Source organism: Bacteroides pyogenes, assembly GCF_014196225.1.
Classification (GTDB): domain Bacteria; phylum Bacteroidota; class Bacteroidia; order Bacteroidales; family Bacteroidaceae; genus Bacteroides; species Bacteroides pyogenes_A.
Window position 1 is genome coordinate 83,923 of the sequence record NZ_JACIDI010000005.1, and the last position, 18,421, is coordinate 102,343.

General features: G+C 40.6%; 8 protein-coding genes, 1 tRNA gene and 1 pseudogene. 3 read left to right on the forward strand and 7 right to left on the reverse strand.

The features are described 5' to 3' along the window. Nucleotides 1–328 precede the first annotated feature (328 nt). Together GGR07_RS04700 and ettA are read right to left on the reverse strand one after the other, a co-directional pair. The gene (locus GGR07_RS04700; RefSeq protein WP_021645098.1) at nucleotides 329–3,574 is read right to left on the reverse strand and encodes a TonB-dependent receptor; all 3,246 of its coding nucleotides are present in this window, start codon (nucleotides 3,572–3,574) and stop codon (nucleotides 329–331) included. Nucleotides 3,575–3,984: 410 nt separating this feature from the next. Further along, entirely contained in the window at nucleotides 3,985–5,673 is a 1,689-nt protein-coding gene (gene ettA, locus GGR07_RS04705) for an energy-dependent translational throttle protein EttA (RefSeq protein WP_021645099.1), read from the reverse strand. Between the two features lie 121 nt (nucleotides 5,674–5,794). On the opposite strand from ettA, the gene GGR07_RS04710 reads away from it, so the two are divergent. From GGR07_RS04710 to GGR07_RS14055, 3 genes and pseudogenes are all read left to right on the forward strand, one after another. Next, nucleotides 5,795–5,867, forward strand: a tRNA-Lys gene (locus tag GGR07_RS04710). Nucleotides 5,868–6,213: 346 nt separating this feature from the next. Then, nucleotides 6,214–6,429: an ATP-binding protein gene (locus GGR07_RS04715; RefSeq protein WP_256680622.1), complete on the forward strand. Its 216-nt coding sequence runs from the start codon at nucleotides 6,214–6,216 to the stop codon at nucleotides 6,427–6,429. An 81-nt stretch (nucleotides 6,430–6,510) separates the two neighbouring features. Further along, a pseudogene (locus GGR07_RS14055) lies at nucleotides 6,511–6,639 on the forward strand (IS256 family transposase); the annotation flags it as partial. 393 nt (nucleotides 6,640–7,032) lie between these two features. Here GGR07_RS14055 and GGR07_RS04720 read toward each other — a convergent pair. The 5 genes from GGR07_RS04720 to GGR07_RS04740 all read right to left on the reverse strand — a co-directional run bounded on the left by GGR07_RS04720 (nucleotide 7,033) and on the right by GGR07_RS04740 (nucleotide 18,330). Then, complete coding sequence (locus GGR07_RS04720) at nucleotides 7,033–9,615, reverse strand: glycoside hydrolase family 3 N-terminal domain-containing protein (protein ID WP_021645101.1); 2,583 nt, start codon at nucleotides 9,613–9,615, stop codon at nucleotides 7,033–7,035. Between the two features lie 454 nt (nucleotides 9,616–10,069). After that, a complete protein-coding gene (locus GGR07_RS04725; protein ID WP_034542370.1) occupies nucleotides 10,070–11,989 on the reverse strand; it encodes a choice-of-anchor Q domain-containing protein in 1,920 nt (639 codons plus the stop codon). An 11-nt stretch (nucleotides 11,990–12,000) separates the two neighbouring features. Beyond that, nucleotides 12,001–12,957: a phosphodiester glycosidase family protein gene (locus GGR07_RS04730; RefSeq protein ID WP_021645104.1), complete on the reverse strand. Its 957-nt coding sequence runs from the start codon at nucleotides 12,955–12,957 to the stop codon at nucleotides 12,001–12,003. Between the two features lie 37 nt (nucleotides 12,958–12,994). Continuing rightward, complete coding sequence (locus tag GGR07_RS04735) at nucleotides 12,995–14,767, reverse strand: RagB/SusD family nutrient uptake outer membrane protein (RefSeq protein ID WP_021645105.1); 1,773 nt, start codon at nucleotides 14,765–14,767, stop codon at nucleotides 12,995–12,997. An 11-nt stretch (nucleotides 14,768–14,778) separates the two neighbouring features. Beyond that, nucleotides 14,779–18,330 (reverse strand): TonB-dependent receptor, encoded by a 3,552-nt coding sequence (locus GGR07_RS04740; RefSeq protein ID WP_021645106.1) that lies wholly within the window; start codon nucleotides 18,328–18,330, stop codon nucleotides 14,779–14,781. Nucleotides 18,331–18,421: the final 91 nt, after the last annotated feature.

An 18,421-nucleotide genomic window follows, 5' to 3' on the forward strand; every position in this document is an offset into this window, starting at 1 on the left:
CAAGATAAATAAGGACCGCATCTATTTTTCCTGCTGATAAGAACCTTACAAATTAATCGTTTCAAGAATCTATACAAACAACTGAGAAGAGATATCACTTAAAATATTAACGATAAAAAACGCTAACAGACGAAATTCTATCCCTTTCGGGTTCAACAAATTCCATAACATCCGCCCTGCCAGCCCCGAAATACAATAAAGCTGTTTTCGTAGATTAAACAATCTGCAGGATATGTCTTATGGAAATACGAAGCAACAAAAAGGCTGTACCGACAATGGTGCAATTTAACAACCTTGCCGATACAGCCTTTCAATATACTATGCAAATTTAGAATGTCAATTTAACACCCAGTTGTATCTGCCATGCACTTCCTGTAGAAGCCGTATAATCCCATTTGGAATTCTTCAAAAACTCTTCGCGCGAAGGAGCGTTCAGTTGGTAAGTAAGAGGCTCTCCTACCTTACTCGCTGTTCTCAGAAGTCGAACATTGTTATAGCTCTGCAAGCCGCATGAACGATAAGCTCCCCATTTTGAATTGAAGAGATTGCCCACGTTCAGCATATCGAGACTTACTTGAAGCCCATATTTACGACCGCCTATTTTAGCATAGAAATCCTGGGCAATTTTCATGTCGAAACGATGAATCCACGGTTCTAAAGCCGCAGCACGCTCAACATATTTCCCTTTACGTTCTTTCAAATAAGAATCATTGGTTACATAATTCCAAAAATCCTCCTGCTGTTCGGCTGCCAAATAGGTAACATTTCCCTTTTTATCCTTAACATCAACAAACTTCATTTCATCTTTGGAAGCCGGCACGTAAATCAAATCGGAATAATTTCCGTCACCATTCATGTCATTATAATAAGTATACGAAAAACGTCCCTGCTGATATCCGGTATAGAACAAAGATACAGTGGTTTTCATATTTGCATAAGCTATCTCATAAGATGCATTGGCAATCAGACGATGAGGAGTAGAGAATAATGAATAAGAAAGGCCCGGATCGTTCAAAGAATTGACAGCCACATTGTTCTGCCATACAGAAGCGGCAGAGGAGCCCGGATTGGCGGTCATATCCTTGGCCATGGTATATGTATAACCGAATGAACCGGTAAAACCGAAATCGAATTTCTTCGTCAACACCGCATTGAATGAATACTGGTATCCTTTTTCATCTCCATTAGTCAGCTGGATAACAGTTTTCGTTTTGTCATTACTGTAATATTTATTGTTTTCCCAATACACACGTCCCGGCTGTTCGTTATATACCCCCGAATGATTGCTTTCGTTTATGTTTTTTTGAACCACATTATAGACATCGCGCGTATACATGGCGCCTACGGAAAGCATAAACCCGTAAGGCAACTGGAATTCCGCATTTACGTTACTGCGCCACACTTGAGGCATTTTAAAGTTCGGATCGACATAAGCGATAGAACCGGGCACGGTTTTATCGGGAGAAGTCGGGAACAGATTAGGATATTTGCCAAGAGTTTCTTTGTAATTCGGATTAAAGCTAAAGTCTGACGGTAATTCTGCCTTTTTGAACTCGACCATATTTTGCATCTGGCCTGCATTGGTAGGCTGATTCGTAAACCATACAAAAGGCAACAATCCCGTAAACAGCCCCGTTCCTCCGGTCAATACAATGGAACGGTCTCCCTTTACATCCCAGTTGAATCCCAAACGGGGAGAAACCAACAACCTGCTTTTCGGCCACTTAGATACATCCACATGCGTATTATTGAATGACTCTTTCTTAATTGCTTCGTTTTCTGCCATATCGTCAAAATAAATAGGCAAATCAAAACGAAGGCCGTAAGTCAGCTTAAAGTTTGGCATAATCGAATATTCATCCTGAGCGTAAGCTCCAAGCATTCCGAATGTAAGTTCTGCTCCCGGCGCATCCTTTCCGTGGTATCCATAAGTAATGCCATACAAGGTTGGCAGTTTGTTTTCCATAAAATCCGTCATCGACGCATAACGGTAATACCCGTATGGAGCACGTAAATAAGAGTTCATGAAATATTGTCTTTCAAAAGTGGCTCCGGCTGTTATCAAATGGTTTCTCTTATTGATAGTCACATTATCAGTAATAGTAAACACATTGTTTTCCACATTATTAAAAGGCGTAAACAATTCCGTACCCAATGTCATATATTGCTTATTGTCCTTATATATGTCCACCATCGGGAACGGATCTCCTTTGGTATTACGGGTATCACGAATATGCGTATAAGTCATCAACAGCTTGTTCTGTACGGTGGCAGACAAAATACTGTTCAACTCTCCGGAAAGAGAAGTAACAATGTTTTTGAAACCATAGTTGGAATTGCCAAATGCAAAAGCATCGACTCCGTAACGTTTCGAATTCGTATTTGTAATGACAGAAGAAGTCGAACTGATGCTGGCGTCATTCTCAGACTTCACGGTATTGAAACGCAAAGACAATTTGTGCGCTTTATTAATGTTCCAGTCCATACGGGCCATTATCTTCCAGTTCTTACTTTCAAAGTCGTCAAACTTTTCATAATTTCCGGGATCATAGCCATATGTGTTGCGTACAAAATCGCTGACTGTTTTCAAATCGCCTATCCAAGTTCTGGAGATATGCATTTTATTATCGCCGCTGCCATTGTTTTCTTTATTTGGAGTCCACAATATACCCGGAGAGGTTCTGTTCTCCAATTCGGCGTTCACAAAGAAAAACAGTTTGTCTTTCACGATCGGCGCTCCTAACGTAAACCCGTACATGCTCGACCGGTAGCTTTTCACATTAGGCACATCGACGCCATTAATAGATTTTCCGATGAATTTTTTAGGCTTCTGATAAGTATAAGCGGTTCCTTTTATATTATTCGTACCGCTTTTTGTAACCGCATTAATAGAGGCTCCGGTAAAATTCGAATATGTAACGTTATAAGGAGATACATTCACGCTTATTTCGTCAATAGCATCAAGAGAAATAGGCTGAGCATCTCCGCCCGGCATATTTCTCGAACTTAAACCGAAATTGTTATTTAAGGCCGCCCCATCAATAGTAATTGTATTATATCGCCCGTCACGTCCTGCAAAAGAGTTACTCCCTCCGGCATAAGGAGAAAGCTTGGTAAAATCGGTAATGCTTCGATTAATAGTCGGCAGCGTAGTAAGCTGACGCTCACTTACATTAGTCACCGTCCCCATTTTCTCCACGGTTCTTTGTGCCGTTACTGTAACCTCGTCGAGCAACTCGGAACTTTCCTTTAAAGAAATATTCAACACATAGTTTTCTCCCAAGGAGAGGTTAACTCCTGTATAAATAGCTGTTTGGTAGCCGACATAGGAAATCTCTACTTTATACGGACCTCCTGTACGCATACCCTGTAGATTGAATTGCCCGCTGGCATTAGTCACAGTTCCATAGCGGGTTCCCGACGGTTCGTGAATGGCGATGATCGTTGCCCCAATAATTGACTCATCCTGTGCTGAGACTTTACCACTCATACTCGAAGTTGTGACTTGAGCACCGGCAGTAGCAAAAAGCATTAGCATCGCTACTAAGAAAAAAGATCGGATTCTTCCTTGCATAATGTAATCGGTTTGTTAATACTATATAATAGACAATAAATTTCCCGCAAAAGTAATTAATATTATTTAGAATCACATTGCATTTATGCTACATTATTTTAGAGAGATAAACATTTTGTGACACGAATAGAAAAAGCTTCACTCAAAATAGAAATTGAAAGTCGAGAATCTTAAAAGATTGAAGTCCTTCGAGATAACTCTCCTTGTTTTAGCTTTATAGTGATTGGAAATTAAGGCCGAAGCAAGAGCCTATTTGTTTCAACTCATCAAAACCCTCGCCGCACGTTCTACAGGGCCTATCTTCATTGAGCCTATTTGTTTCAATATTAGTAGGGCCGTCTCATTTTTCAAATTTGAGACAGCCCCATTGTTTTCTTCCTTGATAACGAAGATAGTAAAAAAACAAACCCTTAATCTGTCATCAGCTTTCTGTAACGCATGCGTTTAGGTTCTTCATTACCCAGACGTTTCATCTTGTTTTCTTCATATTCCGAGTAAGAACCTTCGAAATAGAACACGTTCGAATCTCCCTCGAATGCCAGAATATGTGTACAAATACGGTCGAGGAACCAACGGTCGTGAGAAATTACGACGGCACAACCGGCAAAATCTTCCAGACCCTCTTCGAGAGCACGCAATGTGTTTACGTCGATATCATTGGTCGGCTCATCAAGCAACAAAACGTTTCCTTCTTCTTTCAATGCCATCGCCAGATGCAAACGGTTACGCTCACCGCCGGAAAGTACTCCGCATAGTTTTTCCTGATCAGCTCCGGAAAAATTAAAGCGCGACAAGTAAGCGCGGGCATTGATGTCGCGACCGCCCATACGCAACAATTCGTTACCTCCGGAGATTACCTGATAGACACTCTTGTTCGGGTCGATATCCTTATGCTGTTGGTCTACATAGGCTACCTTAACTGTCTCTCCTACTTCAAACTCACCTTTATCTACAGTTTCCATTCCCATTATTAAACGGAAAAGCGTTGTCTTACCCGCACCGTTCGGACCGATTACTCCTACGATGCCATTGGGGGGAAGCATGAAGTTCAAGTCGTCAAACAATAGCTTATCGCCATAAGCTTTCGCTACGTTCTTCGCTTCAATAACCTTATTTCCAAGACGCGGTCCGTTAGGAATGAAGATTTCCAGCCTCTCTTCCTTTTCTTTCACATCCTCGTTCAGCAATTTGTCATAAGAGTTCAAACGAGCTTTACCTTTTGCCTGACGGGCTTTAGGAGCCATACGCACCCATTCCAGCTCTCGTTCCAAAGTCTTCCGGCGTTTGCTGGCTGTTTTCTCTTCCATCTCCATGCGTTTTGTCTTTTGCTCCAACCACGAAGAATAATTTCCCTTCCATGGGATACCTTCACCGCGGTCAAGTTCAAGAATCCATCCCGCAACATGATCCAGGAAGTAGCGGTCGTGTGTCACGGCAATCACCGTTCCTTCATACTGCTGCAAATGCTGTTCGAGCCAATCGATAGACTCCGCATCCAAATGGTTGGTAGGCTCATCCAGCAACAGTATATCCGGTTTCTGCAAAAGCAGTCGGCAAAGCGCTACCCGACGGCGTTCTCCACCCGAAAGATGTTTCACCGACCGGTCTTCAGGAGGACAGCGAAGCGCATCCATTGCACGTTCCAACTTAGTGTCCAGATTCCATGCATCCGTGGCATCGATTATATCTTGCAACTCAGCCTGACGAGCAAACAAAGCATCCATTTTATCTTGATCCTCATAATATTCAGGCAAGCCGAACTTCTGATTTATCTCTTCATATTCCGCAAGCGCGTCAACAATCGGTTGCACGCCTTCCATCACCACTTCTTTTATTGTTTTCGTATCGTCCAAATAAGGTTCCTGGGCAAGGTATCCTACAGAATATCCCGGTGAAAAAACCACCTCGCCCTGGTAGGACTTTTCCAAACCGGCAATAATCTTCAGTAATGTAGATTTTCCCGATCCATTCAGACCTATGATACCGATCTTCGCTCCATAGAAGAACGACAAGTAAATGTCTTTCAACACATTTTTATTTGGTTGGAACGCTTTGCTCACCCCCACCATTGAGAAGATAATTTTTTTATCGTCAGCCATATATTAAAATTGTATATTGTTGATAATGCCACAAAGATATGAAAAATGTTTGAAAAGTTTTGGAATTCTCAGAAAATGTCCTACCTTTGCACCCGCATTTTGAAAGAAAAGCAATAAGATTGATTCGCTAGCTCAGCAGGTAGAGCACAACACTTTTAATGTTGGGGTCCTGGGTTCGAGCCCCAGGCGGATCACAAAAAACAAACGCAAAACAAATAAAGAGACAAGTCTTACAATATCAACGTATTGTAGGACTTTTTTTATGTTTCCATCTTGCCTGAAAGACAGAAAAGGGTCACGAAAAGACACGGTTGAGTATCCAAATCGTACCCCCTTCCCCAAAAAACGATTAGGGGTACGATTGTCGGAAAATGGCTTACTTTTGACGTGATTTGTCTATACTCTATTTTAGTACCCATTCATGCCCGTATTACGATTAACGGCAAACAGACCCAATTCAATACCAAGTTAGAAGTACTTGAAACCAACTTCTTCCGCAAGCTGAATGCACATGACCTCCTGATTATCGATGACTTTGGGATGGTCAAGCTTGGCGGCCGGATACAACATGACTTTGAACAGATTATAGATGACAGGTACAACAGGAAGGCACTCATCCTGACCGGCCAGCTTCACGTTGCGGACTGGTATGACGTGTTCCAAAGTGAACTGATTGCAGAAGCCTGTCTGGACAGAATCGTGCATAAGGCCATTAAAATTAGTCTATCGGGAGAAAGTCTAAGAAAGAAGTATTAACTTTGCCAACGACACTGAATACTAACTGGGGACTGAACGGATATCACCGGAAAGGTTGAACGGGTATCCGCCGGAATATGCAATGCCGTAAAAAAGACCGTGTATCTTTCACTTATGGAGATTGAGAAAAAATGGACACAGCCTATTCATAACTGGGGCTTGATTATGAACCAATTTATACTTATGTTTGAAAACAGAATCCAGATATAAGAAGAAACTTACAACTGAATCCTGTTTCCATTTACACAAAATCTTGGACAGTGTCATCAAATGCTTACGATACTATCCTAAAAAGTGTATAATTTTACGTTCGTCGGGACGGGTGGTCTCGCCCCTTGTCCCCGGCCGCTCCCCGACCGATGAGTTTTTGCGGAAAAACAATGCGTGACACCGTTTATTTTACACTATACCTTTAATTTTTAATGTGTCTCAATTTTAATGGGACACTAGTGTGTAAATGTATAAAATAAAAAAATACGGAACTCATTTGGAATCCCGGATTTTCCATTTACAATAAATATTTATAGTCCCATCAGAAATTCTACTAATACAGAAAACGTCTCAGTAAACATATTACAAAGGATAATGAAACCATCTAAGACTTTAGTCTCCTTTCACCATTTGCACATGGACATGACCCGATTTCTCTACTTTTACTTTCTTTGTTTTAAACCCACTCTTTGTAAAAATAAGTCGATCGCCAGCTTTTACTTTCAACTTATAATAACCATGTGTATTGGTAGACACTCTCACGAAACTACTTTCTGTTTGTATTTTTACCCCGGAAACAGGAGTGCCCTGTACATCCCTTACACTTCCTTCTATCCAAAAAGTTCTTCCATGAGGATGTTTTCTTTCTTCTCTCTCAACAACTCTCCGGGATAAAGCCGAACGTTTGCCTACACATATGGGGATATGAAAAAAAATACAGTCGGAAGAGCTGCCCACTTGTATATCAAAATCGCCCGGCTCAAGATAATGTTCACCTTGCTCGTTTCTCAAAAAGAGTTCGCATACAGGTATACTGACCGTAACCTCTTTTACTTCTCCCGGCTGAAGATCCACTTTCTTAAAACCTTTTAATTGTTTCACAGGAGTCATCACTGTGCTGAAAAGATCGCGAACATATATCTGAACAACTTCTTTTCCCGCCTGTTTACCTGAGTTTTTTAACCGTACTGTCACCTTTATTGTATCATGTGAGAGATAAAAATCCTTGTCCGAAAAGCCTTGTAGATAATCGAACGTAGTATAACTCAGTCCATGGCCAAATGCCCATAAAGATTCCGGACTTGAGAAAACATAATCTCTTCCAGGCTTTTCATAACTCCCAGGTTCTTTATAATATCCCTTATCCGTAGGTAAATAATTATAGTATGCAGGCAAATGCCCTGTACTTTTTGGGAAAGAGAAAGTCAACCGCCCCGAGGGGTTCACTTTCCCAAATAAGATGTCAGCAATAGAATTCCCCTCCTGCTCACCGGCATACCATTGAGCCAACACAGCCGGAATGTGCTTTTTCACCCATGGAATAGCAAAAGGCTTACCTGCCACTAATACTACCACTACAGGCTTTCCAACTGCATATACTGCTTTGATAAGTTGCTCTTGAACACCCGTCAAAGATATGTCATGCAAATCAATGCCTTCACCGGAAGTAGAAGGGTTTGGGCTATGTCTTACAAATGTAGTACTCGAACTTCCTACAAAAACAATTGCAACATCACTCCGACGAGCTGCCTCGACAGCTTCGGCAATTCCGGTAGTGTCCAATGAAGCCAGAGAGCAACCCTTGGCATAATTGATTTTTACCCTACCGCCCGATAACCGACAAATGCCTTCAAGAGGGGTCACCCCATCTTCTTTTCTTTTACTCCAGGTGTAATCGCCAAATTGGACATGGTCGGCATTCGGACCAATCACCGCGATAGATTTCAATTTATTAATATCCAAAGGTAAAAAACTCTTTTCATTTTTTAGCAAAACAGTTGATTCATCTGCTATTTGTTTGGAAAGCAATACACTTTCTTTCGCACGGAGTGGAAGCTTGAAGACAGCTTGCTCCTGATAAGGATCTTCAAACAATCCCAACTCAAATTTAGCTCGTAATACTCGCCTGACAGCTTGGTCGACATTCTCCTCGTCGAATTTTCCTTGACGAATTTTATCCGGTAGTACTGCATAACACCGACTGGAAGCCTCTACATCTAGCCCCGCTAACAAGGCCTGAGAAGCTGCTTCGAAATCATCAAAGGCCGTTTTGTGAAATTCTTTCAACATATCAATTACCCCCCAATCGGAATACACATATCCACGAAACCCATATTTATTCCGGAGAATATCAGTTAGCATAAACCGGGATGCTGAATTCGGAATCCGGTTCCAAGCATTGTAACTGGACATGACAGCCATCAAATGTGTCTTGGTCAATATTTCCTCAAAAGGTTTTAAATAAATGTCGAACAAATCCCGAACGCCACATTCCACAGAAGCAAGGTTCAATCCTCCTAAGGGGTTCCCATGAGGTCCATAGTGTTTCAGCATCGGTGAAATTCCATGATCCATATATCCTTTTACTTCCGCCATTCCCATCTGTGTACAAAGAAAAGGATCTTCACCAAACGACTCTTCTACACGCCCCCAACGTAATTCCCGAACCACATCGATGCAAGGAGCTAAAACCTGCTTTATTCCCATCGTGTTCAGTTCTCCTGCGATATGCTTCGCTTTTTGGTAAGCCAAATCGGGATTAAACGTACTGCCTAATGCGATATTTTGGGGATAAATCGTCGCACCTTCGTGCACTACTCCGTGAAGCGATTCTGCCACAGAAAAAGCTGGAATTCCATGACGGGTGTTTTCAACCAGATAAGTTTGTATTTTACGGAAATTCTCCCTACAATTAGTAGCTGTTAGAGGAAATCCTTCGAAGAAGCCATATGCATTCCCGTTACATATTTCATGTAATTTGCTCATATTCAGTTTTTGCCCGTCGAATATATGCCATGAATGCAAATGGCTGATTTGTGCGACTTTCTCTTCCAATGTCATTCTAGCCAACAAATCGCTTACACGCTCCTCAACTGGTAGAGTAGGGTTACGATAAGGAAGAATCTGCTGTGCTTTGCCAGCTCCCCCTATGAACACCCCTACTCCCACGCAAAAATTAAAAAAGAATTTTATCATTTATAAATCCTATTTCTTTTGAGCCTGGCTGGGCACTCAGCCGACTAGGTAAATACTCAAAAACAGTCTATTTTATTTACAAAGAGCAAAACTATAACATTTTTCGGCATAAAGTTCATTACTTTCAAGAAACAGCCTATTTAGTTTACTTATCAACAATCTCTTTTTACCACTGCTTCCTACTTTAAAAAGCAACTTATCTGAATACAGGATCATGCTTTGAAGGATAACTAAAAGTGTTATCTAGCACCAACGTCCTTTGCGAATCCTAGAGCCCTAAATAGAAAAGAGCCCCTCTTTGTGTTCGTCAATCAGTCCGCCCGACCACTATTCCGTAGTAGAGAGTAACATCAATATGCCATCAGCGCTATTAGAAATGCTCTTATTTTCTTTCTCAATTAATGAGACGGAGGAAAGCAGTAAACGACACATTCCTCCATCCCTAAACAGTTTATCATTTTTTTTCAAACTCGAATGCTCCTATGTCGACTGTCTTTCCCCAAATACGCCTGCCATACATGATATCGTTAAACAAGCCGAGATTTTCGATAACCTGATCAGAACCTGCATCTATCAATGGAGAAGCAGGTCGGAGCTGGTAATTGCGAGAAGGCACATCTACAAAGAGAGGGCCGTTGGACGCATTGTTATCGAGATTCAATGTTATACATCCGGTTACAGAAGTTGGTTTTTTCCCATCATTAAAGACATAACCGTCCTGTACAGCACAATTTATGAAATGGCTTTGATTAGAGTCCAACCGAATTTGTACCCTTGTGAAATTATTCCCCGGAACTCCGGTGTGTACATTACCCCATACCACTGTATTATATAAAGAACATTTGCTGCCTGTGCAGCGAATGCCTCCTGCACTGGCCCAACCTTCCCCGCGGTTATTTACAAATGTTACATTATATAAATCGGTGTTATTAATCTGTACCGGAGCTGCATTTTGAGTAACATTATCATAGAACAAGCAATTCACTAGCCTCGTATTTTCAAAATATCCTCCCGGATTTTTGCCATAGGCATTCCCATGAATAATACAATTACGGAAAGCATGATGGCGATATATTTCCAAACCGCCCACATCGGTGTTCTTACAATTCATTCCTGTCAAAATAAATCCATCCATATAATACCATCCATGTACGGGAGCATTCCAAGCAGTCATCATTTTGAAAGGACCGCCAATAATTCTTGCTTTACTTCCACTAGGGCGATCTTTGACTTTTTTCTCATTTCCTTTAAATCCCCCATAGGCATTGACTGCTTTCTTATTTAAAGTAGCTGTTAGTTGATAGTTGCCTTCAGCCACCCACAACTCCATATCACCATCGTTATCGCAAGCAGCCATACCGTCAGCAATAGAACCGAACGCGTTCTCCCAGCTGCTCCCATCGCCTACAGAGCCTGCTTTCACATATATTATCCGGTTTACTCCGCGTTGACAAACATACAGTGTATCCGACACATTATTATCAATCCGATCTCTTATTAAAATATAAGCGTTTCTTTCTTCTTTTGCCGTGTTGGGTTCTATTGTGGCTTTTACCACAATATCTTGGACAATATCCCCACTAAACGAAGGAGTTTCGTTTATTTTAATCCAATTAGCAGAAGCAATACACTCATACTGTACATTTAAAGATACCGGAATCTCCACTTCTTTACCAGCTTTAATCACTACAATATCTTTCTCTTCGTCAGAAGAAGAGATGGAAAGCATCTTCTCAACATTCGTTTGGACAACTTCTAACCGCCCCTTAACATTCTTATCAACCGCCGAGACAAGAGTAACCTTTTTTCTCCGCTCTACTCCTGTAGTATTCTTGGCGACCTTTACTTTCAAGTGGTTTTTGTCTATTTTAGTAAAAGTAAATCCGTCTACGGATTGGACATCTATATCCCAATCGACATGAGTATGGACATCCAATATTGTCTCACCTCCATTCACATTAAAATAAATCAAGTTCTTCGCCAAGGTTATCAAAGTACCCCGTCCGCTTTGCTTTACCAAAATGCGCTGAGACAATTGGTCCATTAAACGTACTTCAATCCAGCCTTCACGAGACTCCATATCAGGATTATCATCAATCATTACAATAATAGAGTCCGGCAGTAAAGCTTGCCCACGATATTTCAATAATTTAATCCATCCATCGGAGGCCTCAGCATACCACGGATAAGTAGAGCGGAATTTCACAACTTGGCGTGAGCCCAAAGGTTCGACAAGCAGTTCATCTTGTACATTAATCCGGGGGTCTGCCCTTCGTATAAGTTTAGAATCATCACACGCCTGGAAAAAGAGGCATGCCATCAGAACTATACATCCCTCTAATAAATATAAATAAGAGAATATACGTGTTTTCATATTTTCTTGTTTTATTTCTTTTCTATTACCAACAAACCATTGGCAACTGCCCTCGCCGGTTTATCAGATGGTTGATTCATTAACTCGAATCGGACACTCTCCCCCTGCTCTGTCCGTTTCACTATAGTCGTAGAGCCACCGCCATCCAGATTCATAGCATGATAACATCCGGCTCCTTCGCAGACATACATCACATCTTCTACACGCATGCCGTTTGAATAATCCGGTTGCCTGCCATCTATCACAAAAATATAAACTTTCAAATTATCTTTCGAAACCCCTATAAATGTACGAGGATTGAATAACATGGTATTGTCATTTACCGGCCAATCAACCCGTTTCCCATTTTCCAAAAGACGTTCCCATCCTCCCAAAGCCTGCATAGCTTTATCTTTTATCTGCTGGAATTCATCGAAAGAACAAAGTCTGACACTACCGTCTTTCAATACACAGAAAACATTTTTAAACCCTTCAGCAGCAGTGTCTTTTATTATTTTTCCATCTTTATAGAAAACACCGGCAGACACGTATCCATTATCTTTTCCTTGGTAAAACCCATACACATCACCATTAATGCCTAAAAATACTTTTTTACCTGATTCTTCCGCCCTCAAAGCCTGAGTTGTAATTTGTTGGAGTTCTCCCATTACATCCTTATTGTCTGGAGTGCAAGTCGCAAATGTCAGATTCTTAGTCAGATCAATTTCAGCTATTAACATCCGTGTGCGTCTGGTATAATAAGTAAATACAGCATCTGTAATTTGTATACCATCATACAATTGATAAGAAACATCTTTTTCAACTGCTTGAATATGCGGGGAGTTCTCTGCTATACGCTGCATTATAAGAGTAGTAGCAGTTATATTCTTCTTTGAGGTGCTATCATCATTGCCACAACTAAGCAATATCAACACACAGGAGAACAACCATAAAATTCGTCTGTTATTTGTATAATCATTTAGTTTCATATTCGTTTTTTTTATAATCAATAACAATCTTCATATATTATTCCCATCCTGGATTTTGAGGTAACAAGTTAGGATTCAGAGATATTTCATCCAGAGGGACATTGAGCAAATAATGCTTATTTGTGAAGTTCATATTCAAAGTTCCGCGTACAGCGTAAGGAGTAATAAATCCTTCTTTGTCAACACCCACTTTCTCGATTATCAACTTAATCTCCGCTGGAGTATATAATTTCGGATCTATATGAGCCCCCCTTCTTTCCCGATTATATAACACCTCACCAGCATTCCAACGACACACATCATCCCAGCGGTAACCTTCTGCAAACAATTCAATCCGGCGCTCACGACGAATCTCACGGATCAAATTCTTATTAACTCCTTTTATAACAGGGTATTTAGCAACTAAATCCGGATCCTCGACCGGATTTTCCATAAGTTCAAAAGGAAACCCGACTCTTGAGCGAAGGAGATTTACTGTTTTCGACAATTCCGGATCTTTACCTAGCTCAGCACCTGCTTCCGCGCGAATCAGCAGCACTTCCGCATATCTCATAACCGGCGCATCAATGCTTCCTTTATGCGCTTGTATTTGATATTCTTTTGAATTAAAAAATTTGGAAACAGCATAACCTGTGCTTGTGTCGGAATAAAAAGGACGCTCTGCCGAAGCCGACAAAAGTCCGTAAATATTAGGAGCCCCTCCACGCAACACACCACCATCTTGTTTAAAGAGATAATGGGCAAACTTACTTCCTTTTTCTGGCAAACAAACAGTTTGCACCAACCTTAAATCTCTATTTTTCATTTCAGCTACACACCCCATATCCGGTGTATGACAACCGCAAAGAGAGACAGGAAGTCCGGTCTTTGAGCAAAGATATTCTTCAAAACAATCGCGACTCATACCATGAATAGACATAGGCATATGCTGAGATACGTCATTACCCATATTCACAGTAGGATCATATTCTCTAGAAAGGATAATTTCCGGATTATCACTATAATTCTCCTGAATAAACAGGTCAAAATAACAATTCTCCGCTCCTCCGGCCTTGTAAAGCGAATATCCATATTCGGATTGCATAAGCTTTCCCGCAGCATCATAAGCTTCTTGCAACAGCTCTACATCCCCTTCTAAATTACGATACCTTCTCCAAGTACCCTCATACAAACAGATACGAGCTTTTAAAAGCAAAGCCGCATCTTTGCTAATCCGAGACACATTACTTTTTTTCGGCAAATACTCAATAGATAAATTAATATTCTCCAGAATATTACGGATCACAACTTCACGAGAATCTCTACCTTTATATAGTTCCGGATCATTCTTGTCCATAGCCTTATCATACCAAGGGACATCTCCGAACAACTTCACTTTATTAAAGTAATCCAATGCTTTAAAAAATAAAATCTCACCAGCATATCTCTTTTTATCTAAATCAGAAGCCGGTGAACGGTGGTAATTCTTCAAAAAGGCATTGCATCCTCTCACTGTTTCCCAACTCCAATTTCTATTCGACGTAGTCAACGTATTATGCCCGAAGGTATAGGAGTTTTGTCCGCCACTTAGCAAGTTATCCGACTGATACTCTTGTTTTATCATTTCTCCCGCATCCCAACCGTTCGGATCACCGTGCCCAATTATAAGCTTAGGATAATACATATTACAATATTGCTCGAGGGCCACAGCATTCGCCGTTGTCCAAAAACGGTCTTCTGTAATCACATCACCAGGTTCCGTATTCAAGTAATTACACCCTGAAAGCAACAAAATAAACAAACAAAAAAATGAATAAATATATTGTTTCATAGGAAAATTCTTTAAAATATAACGTTAATTCCCAAAGAATAACTTCGCATAAAAGCATATTCCTTTCCGGCATTTACAGCATTAAGAGTAGAATCCGATATCTGGTCAACAATATCTGGAGTCATGAACGGAGGCAGACCGGTTTTTTCCCACAAATTCATACCGCTCAGGTAAACACGTACCTGTTCCAGCTTTAGTTTACTCAGCCACGACTTCGGGAAACTATAGCTCAAGGACATGTTTTTTAAACGAATATATGCGGCATTCTGCAAAAATTTAGTCTGTATCTGATGACTTTTGATATTTTGTTGGCTCAGTCGTGGATAGTAAGCTGTTGGATTTTCTTTTGTCCAAGTATTATCTATATGATACTGAGTAACAACAGAATTGTAGATCCCTCTTGAAAATCCCCAGAAAATATCGCTACCCGTCCAAAGGTCACGCTTACAAACCCCTTCAAAAAGCAAATGCAGATTAAAACCTTGCCAACCGATACCTGCTTGTAGATTAAAACGGTAGCGAGGAGTAGAATTACCTATCACTTTTTGATCTCCGGGATTAGATAATGTACGATCCCCTTGGTTGATAACCCCATCTTCATTCAAATCCTTATAGCGGATATCGCCAGGAAACCATTTGGAAGAAATATATTTCTGGATGAAATTCATTTTAGAAGCTTCTCTTTCATCCTGAATAAATCCATCCGTCACATACCCCCATATTTCACCCAACATCTGCCCCTTATAATACATACCGGATGCTAAAGAGCCATTGGGATTATCATACTTGGTAATCTCTGCTTGATAATCAGATAAACCTAATCCCAGGGAATATTCAATGCTGCTGCCTAGCACTTTGCCCGAACGATCTCTCCAACTCAGCTCCAGCTCCCACCCCTTGGTTCTCATATCCGCAATATTCTCTTTACCTCCAGTAGTACCCAATACTGCAGGCAATGTTACAGAGCGTACCATATTTTTCGTGTCGCGGATATAAAAATCAAATGTACCATTCAAACGATTTTTGAACAAAGCCCAATCCAGACCTACGTTTTTCGTAATAACCTTTTCCCAAGTAACCAAGCTTGGTAAGGAGGGTGCCGAAAGCCCATTGACAACTTTTCCATTAAACACATAATTCTTTATTGCAGTTGCCTTCAAAGTAGACATATAAGAATGAAGGCCTGATGTTACTTGATTACCCAAAGCTCCTATTGAAAATCGCAATTTGAGATTGTCTACCAAGCTTTTCAGAGGTATAAAGAACTTCTCTTCCGAAACCCTCCAGCCTAACGAAGCTGAGGGGAAAAAGGCCCAACGGTTATCTTTGGCATATTTGGATGACCCATCATAACGCCCATTAACTTCCAATAAGTATTTTGATTTATAATCATAGTTTAAACGATAAAACACTCCTTGAACCCTCCAGACGTCATCCACTTCATCATTGCTTAGATAATTAATAGCCATATCAGAAACAGGCAAATTGTTATCATACAAGTCTGTCATAATATAAGAAGTAGAAGAAATTTTCTTTTCCTCCTGATTATACCCTAACATAAATGTAAAATTATGAGTATCACATAAACTATGCCTGTATTCTCCCCATACGTTCAACGCCTGATAAACATCTCCGGAGTTGTAGTTTTCCACACGGCTAGGAGTTTCCACTAACTTTGGATGCACTCCTTCAGGAAAAGTTTGTGACATTTCTTTCCCATGCTTCTTTTGCTTGGCAGCATAACGGTTGTACGAATAGTCTCCTTTAACCGAAAGCCCTTTAAAAGGATGCAAGTCGAACTTCCCCGTATACCACTGATCCCACACCTCCCTGACATTTCGTCCGGCAAGAGCCATTTTACCTATAATATTAAAATTGCCTTTGCTTAAAAACAAACCGGCAAAATCCCCATTAGGCAGAAACACGGGTAAAGTAGGATACATGCGATAAACCTCATAATATAAAGTTTCTGCACTATCTTTCCGATATAAATATGGTTCATTATTCTTTGTATGATTTATGCGGGTAGTAAAACTCATATCAAGCCAATCAGTCAGTTTGGTATCAAAGTTAAAAGCCAAATTAAAGCGTCTGTACGAATCATTACCATAACGAAAAATTCCTGATTGGTCTTTATATCCAATAGAGACATAGTAGTTATTACGCTCTGTCCCACCCGAAATTCCAAGATTATGCTGCTGCATGAATGCAGCTTTTTTGTAAAACTCACGTAACCAGTCCGTATTACCTACATAAGCCCAGCCAGGGTTACCAGGAGTATATTGCGGACTTTGAATTCCTTCAGTGTCCACCAAAACCGCCGGATTATTCACAGGATCGGCAATATGGGCGTCCACAGCTGCCAAAAACTTGTCATTAAAATAATATGTCCCGGGGTTATCATAATCGAAAGCCTTGTTCCATGTACGCGCCCATACGTCGGAACGTGGCATCTCAGGTAGGCGGGCAGGAGAACTCCAAGAAAAATTATTACTGTAATTAATTCGTGTCTTTTGATTTCTTGCTCCCTTTTTAGTATTTACCAACATTACACCGAAAGCTGCGCGGGCACCGTATATCGCTGCGGCAGAAGCATCTTTCAATACAGATATACTTTCTACATCTTGAGGATTAAGCATAGACAAATCGGAAATTTCTACTCCATCGACAAGAATCAATGCATTTCCTCCATTCAGCGAAGTATTACCCCGAATATTGATTTTAGCAGTAGTGTTAGGCTGCCCGCTATTGAAAGTAATATTCAAGTTGGGAATAATACCCTGCACACCCTGAGCGATATTTCCAATAGGGCGATTTTCCAGGATATCCCCCGAAGCTGTAGTAACAGCACCTGTCAAATTTATCTTTTTTTGAGTGCCATATCCTACTACTACTATTTCATTCAACGATGATGTACTCTCCACAAGGGTGATCTTCACTTGGAAGTTCGTTGTAGATACCCATACTTTTTGGGTTTCAAAACCAACGTAAGAAGCTATAAGTAAAGCCCTTTTAGCTTCTTTTATCTGAAGGGTAAAGGATCCTGAGAGGTCGGTAATGGCACCAATAGTTCTTCCTTGGACCTGGATATTTACACCTGGCAGAGGCTGTCCATTAGAATCGACAACAATCCCTCTGACTATAAGATCTTCAACAAGAGGCTTTGCAGAACTGACATCCAAGTCTGCTTTTTGAGGCATCCGAATGATAATGACTTGGCGTCCTTTTACTTTATATGTCAGTTGTTTAGCAGGTAATAGCCGGTTTAAGATTGATACCACTGACTCATTCCGGGCTTTTACTGTCAAACGTTCATTCTTCTCAATAACGTCTTCTTTGTAAAAGAAAACATAATCGCTCTCTTTCTCCAAAACCTTGAAGAACTCTTCTAAAGAAATATCAGGTAGATCAAGCGTGAGATATGTAGTTTGCAGCTGTACAAAAGTGTCTGTAGCAGAGACTTTTGTACAGCAGGGTATCAAAAGTATGCATAAAAGTAAGAATTTTGCACCAAAATTGGTTAAAAATATACGCTTACTCTTAAATGAATAATTATTTTTCATATTTTTGCCATATTAGATTAGTGATAACTTGGTGAGTTATTTACAGTTCTAAACCAGGCCGGATAATGTTTCACAGCTATTATCCGGCTTT

Bases quoted from the DNA above. Each gene is read 5' to 3' on its own strand.
- GGR07_RS04700 (WP_021645098.1), bottom strand. From the start codon at position 3,574: ATGCAAGGAAGAATCCGATCTTTTTTCTTAGTAGCGATGCTAATGCTT.
- ettA (WP_021645099.1), bottom strand. From the start codon at position 5,673: ATGGCTGACGATAAAAAAATTATCTTCTCAATGGTGGGGGTGAGCAAA.
- GGR07_RS04715 (WP_256680622.1), top strand. From the start codon at position 6,214: ATGGTCAAGCTTGGCGGCCGGATACAACATGACTTTGAACAGATTATA.
- GGR07_RS04720 (WP_021645101.1), bottom strand. From the start codon at position 9,615: ATGATAAAATTCTTTTTTAATTTTTGCGTGGGAGTAGGGGTGTTCATA.
- GGR07_RS04725 (WP_034542370.1), bottom strand. From the start codon at position 11,989: ATGAAAACACGTATATTCTCTTATTTATATTTATTAGAGGGATGTATA.
- GGR07_RS04730 (WP_021645104.1), bottom strand. From the start codon at position 12,957: ATGAAACTAAATGATTATACAAATAACAGACGAATTTTATGGTTGTTC.
- GGR07_RS04735 (WP_021645105.1), bottom strand. From the start codon at position 14,767: ATGAAACAATATATTTATTCATTTTTTTGTTTGTTTATTTTGTTGCTT.
- GGR07_RS04740 (WP_021645106.1), bottom strand. From the start codon at position 18,330: ATGAAAAATAATTATTCATTTAAGAGTAAGCGTATATTTTTAACCAAT.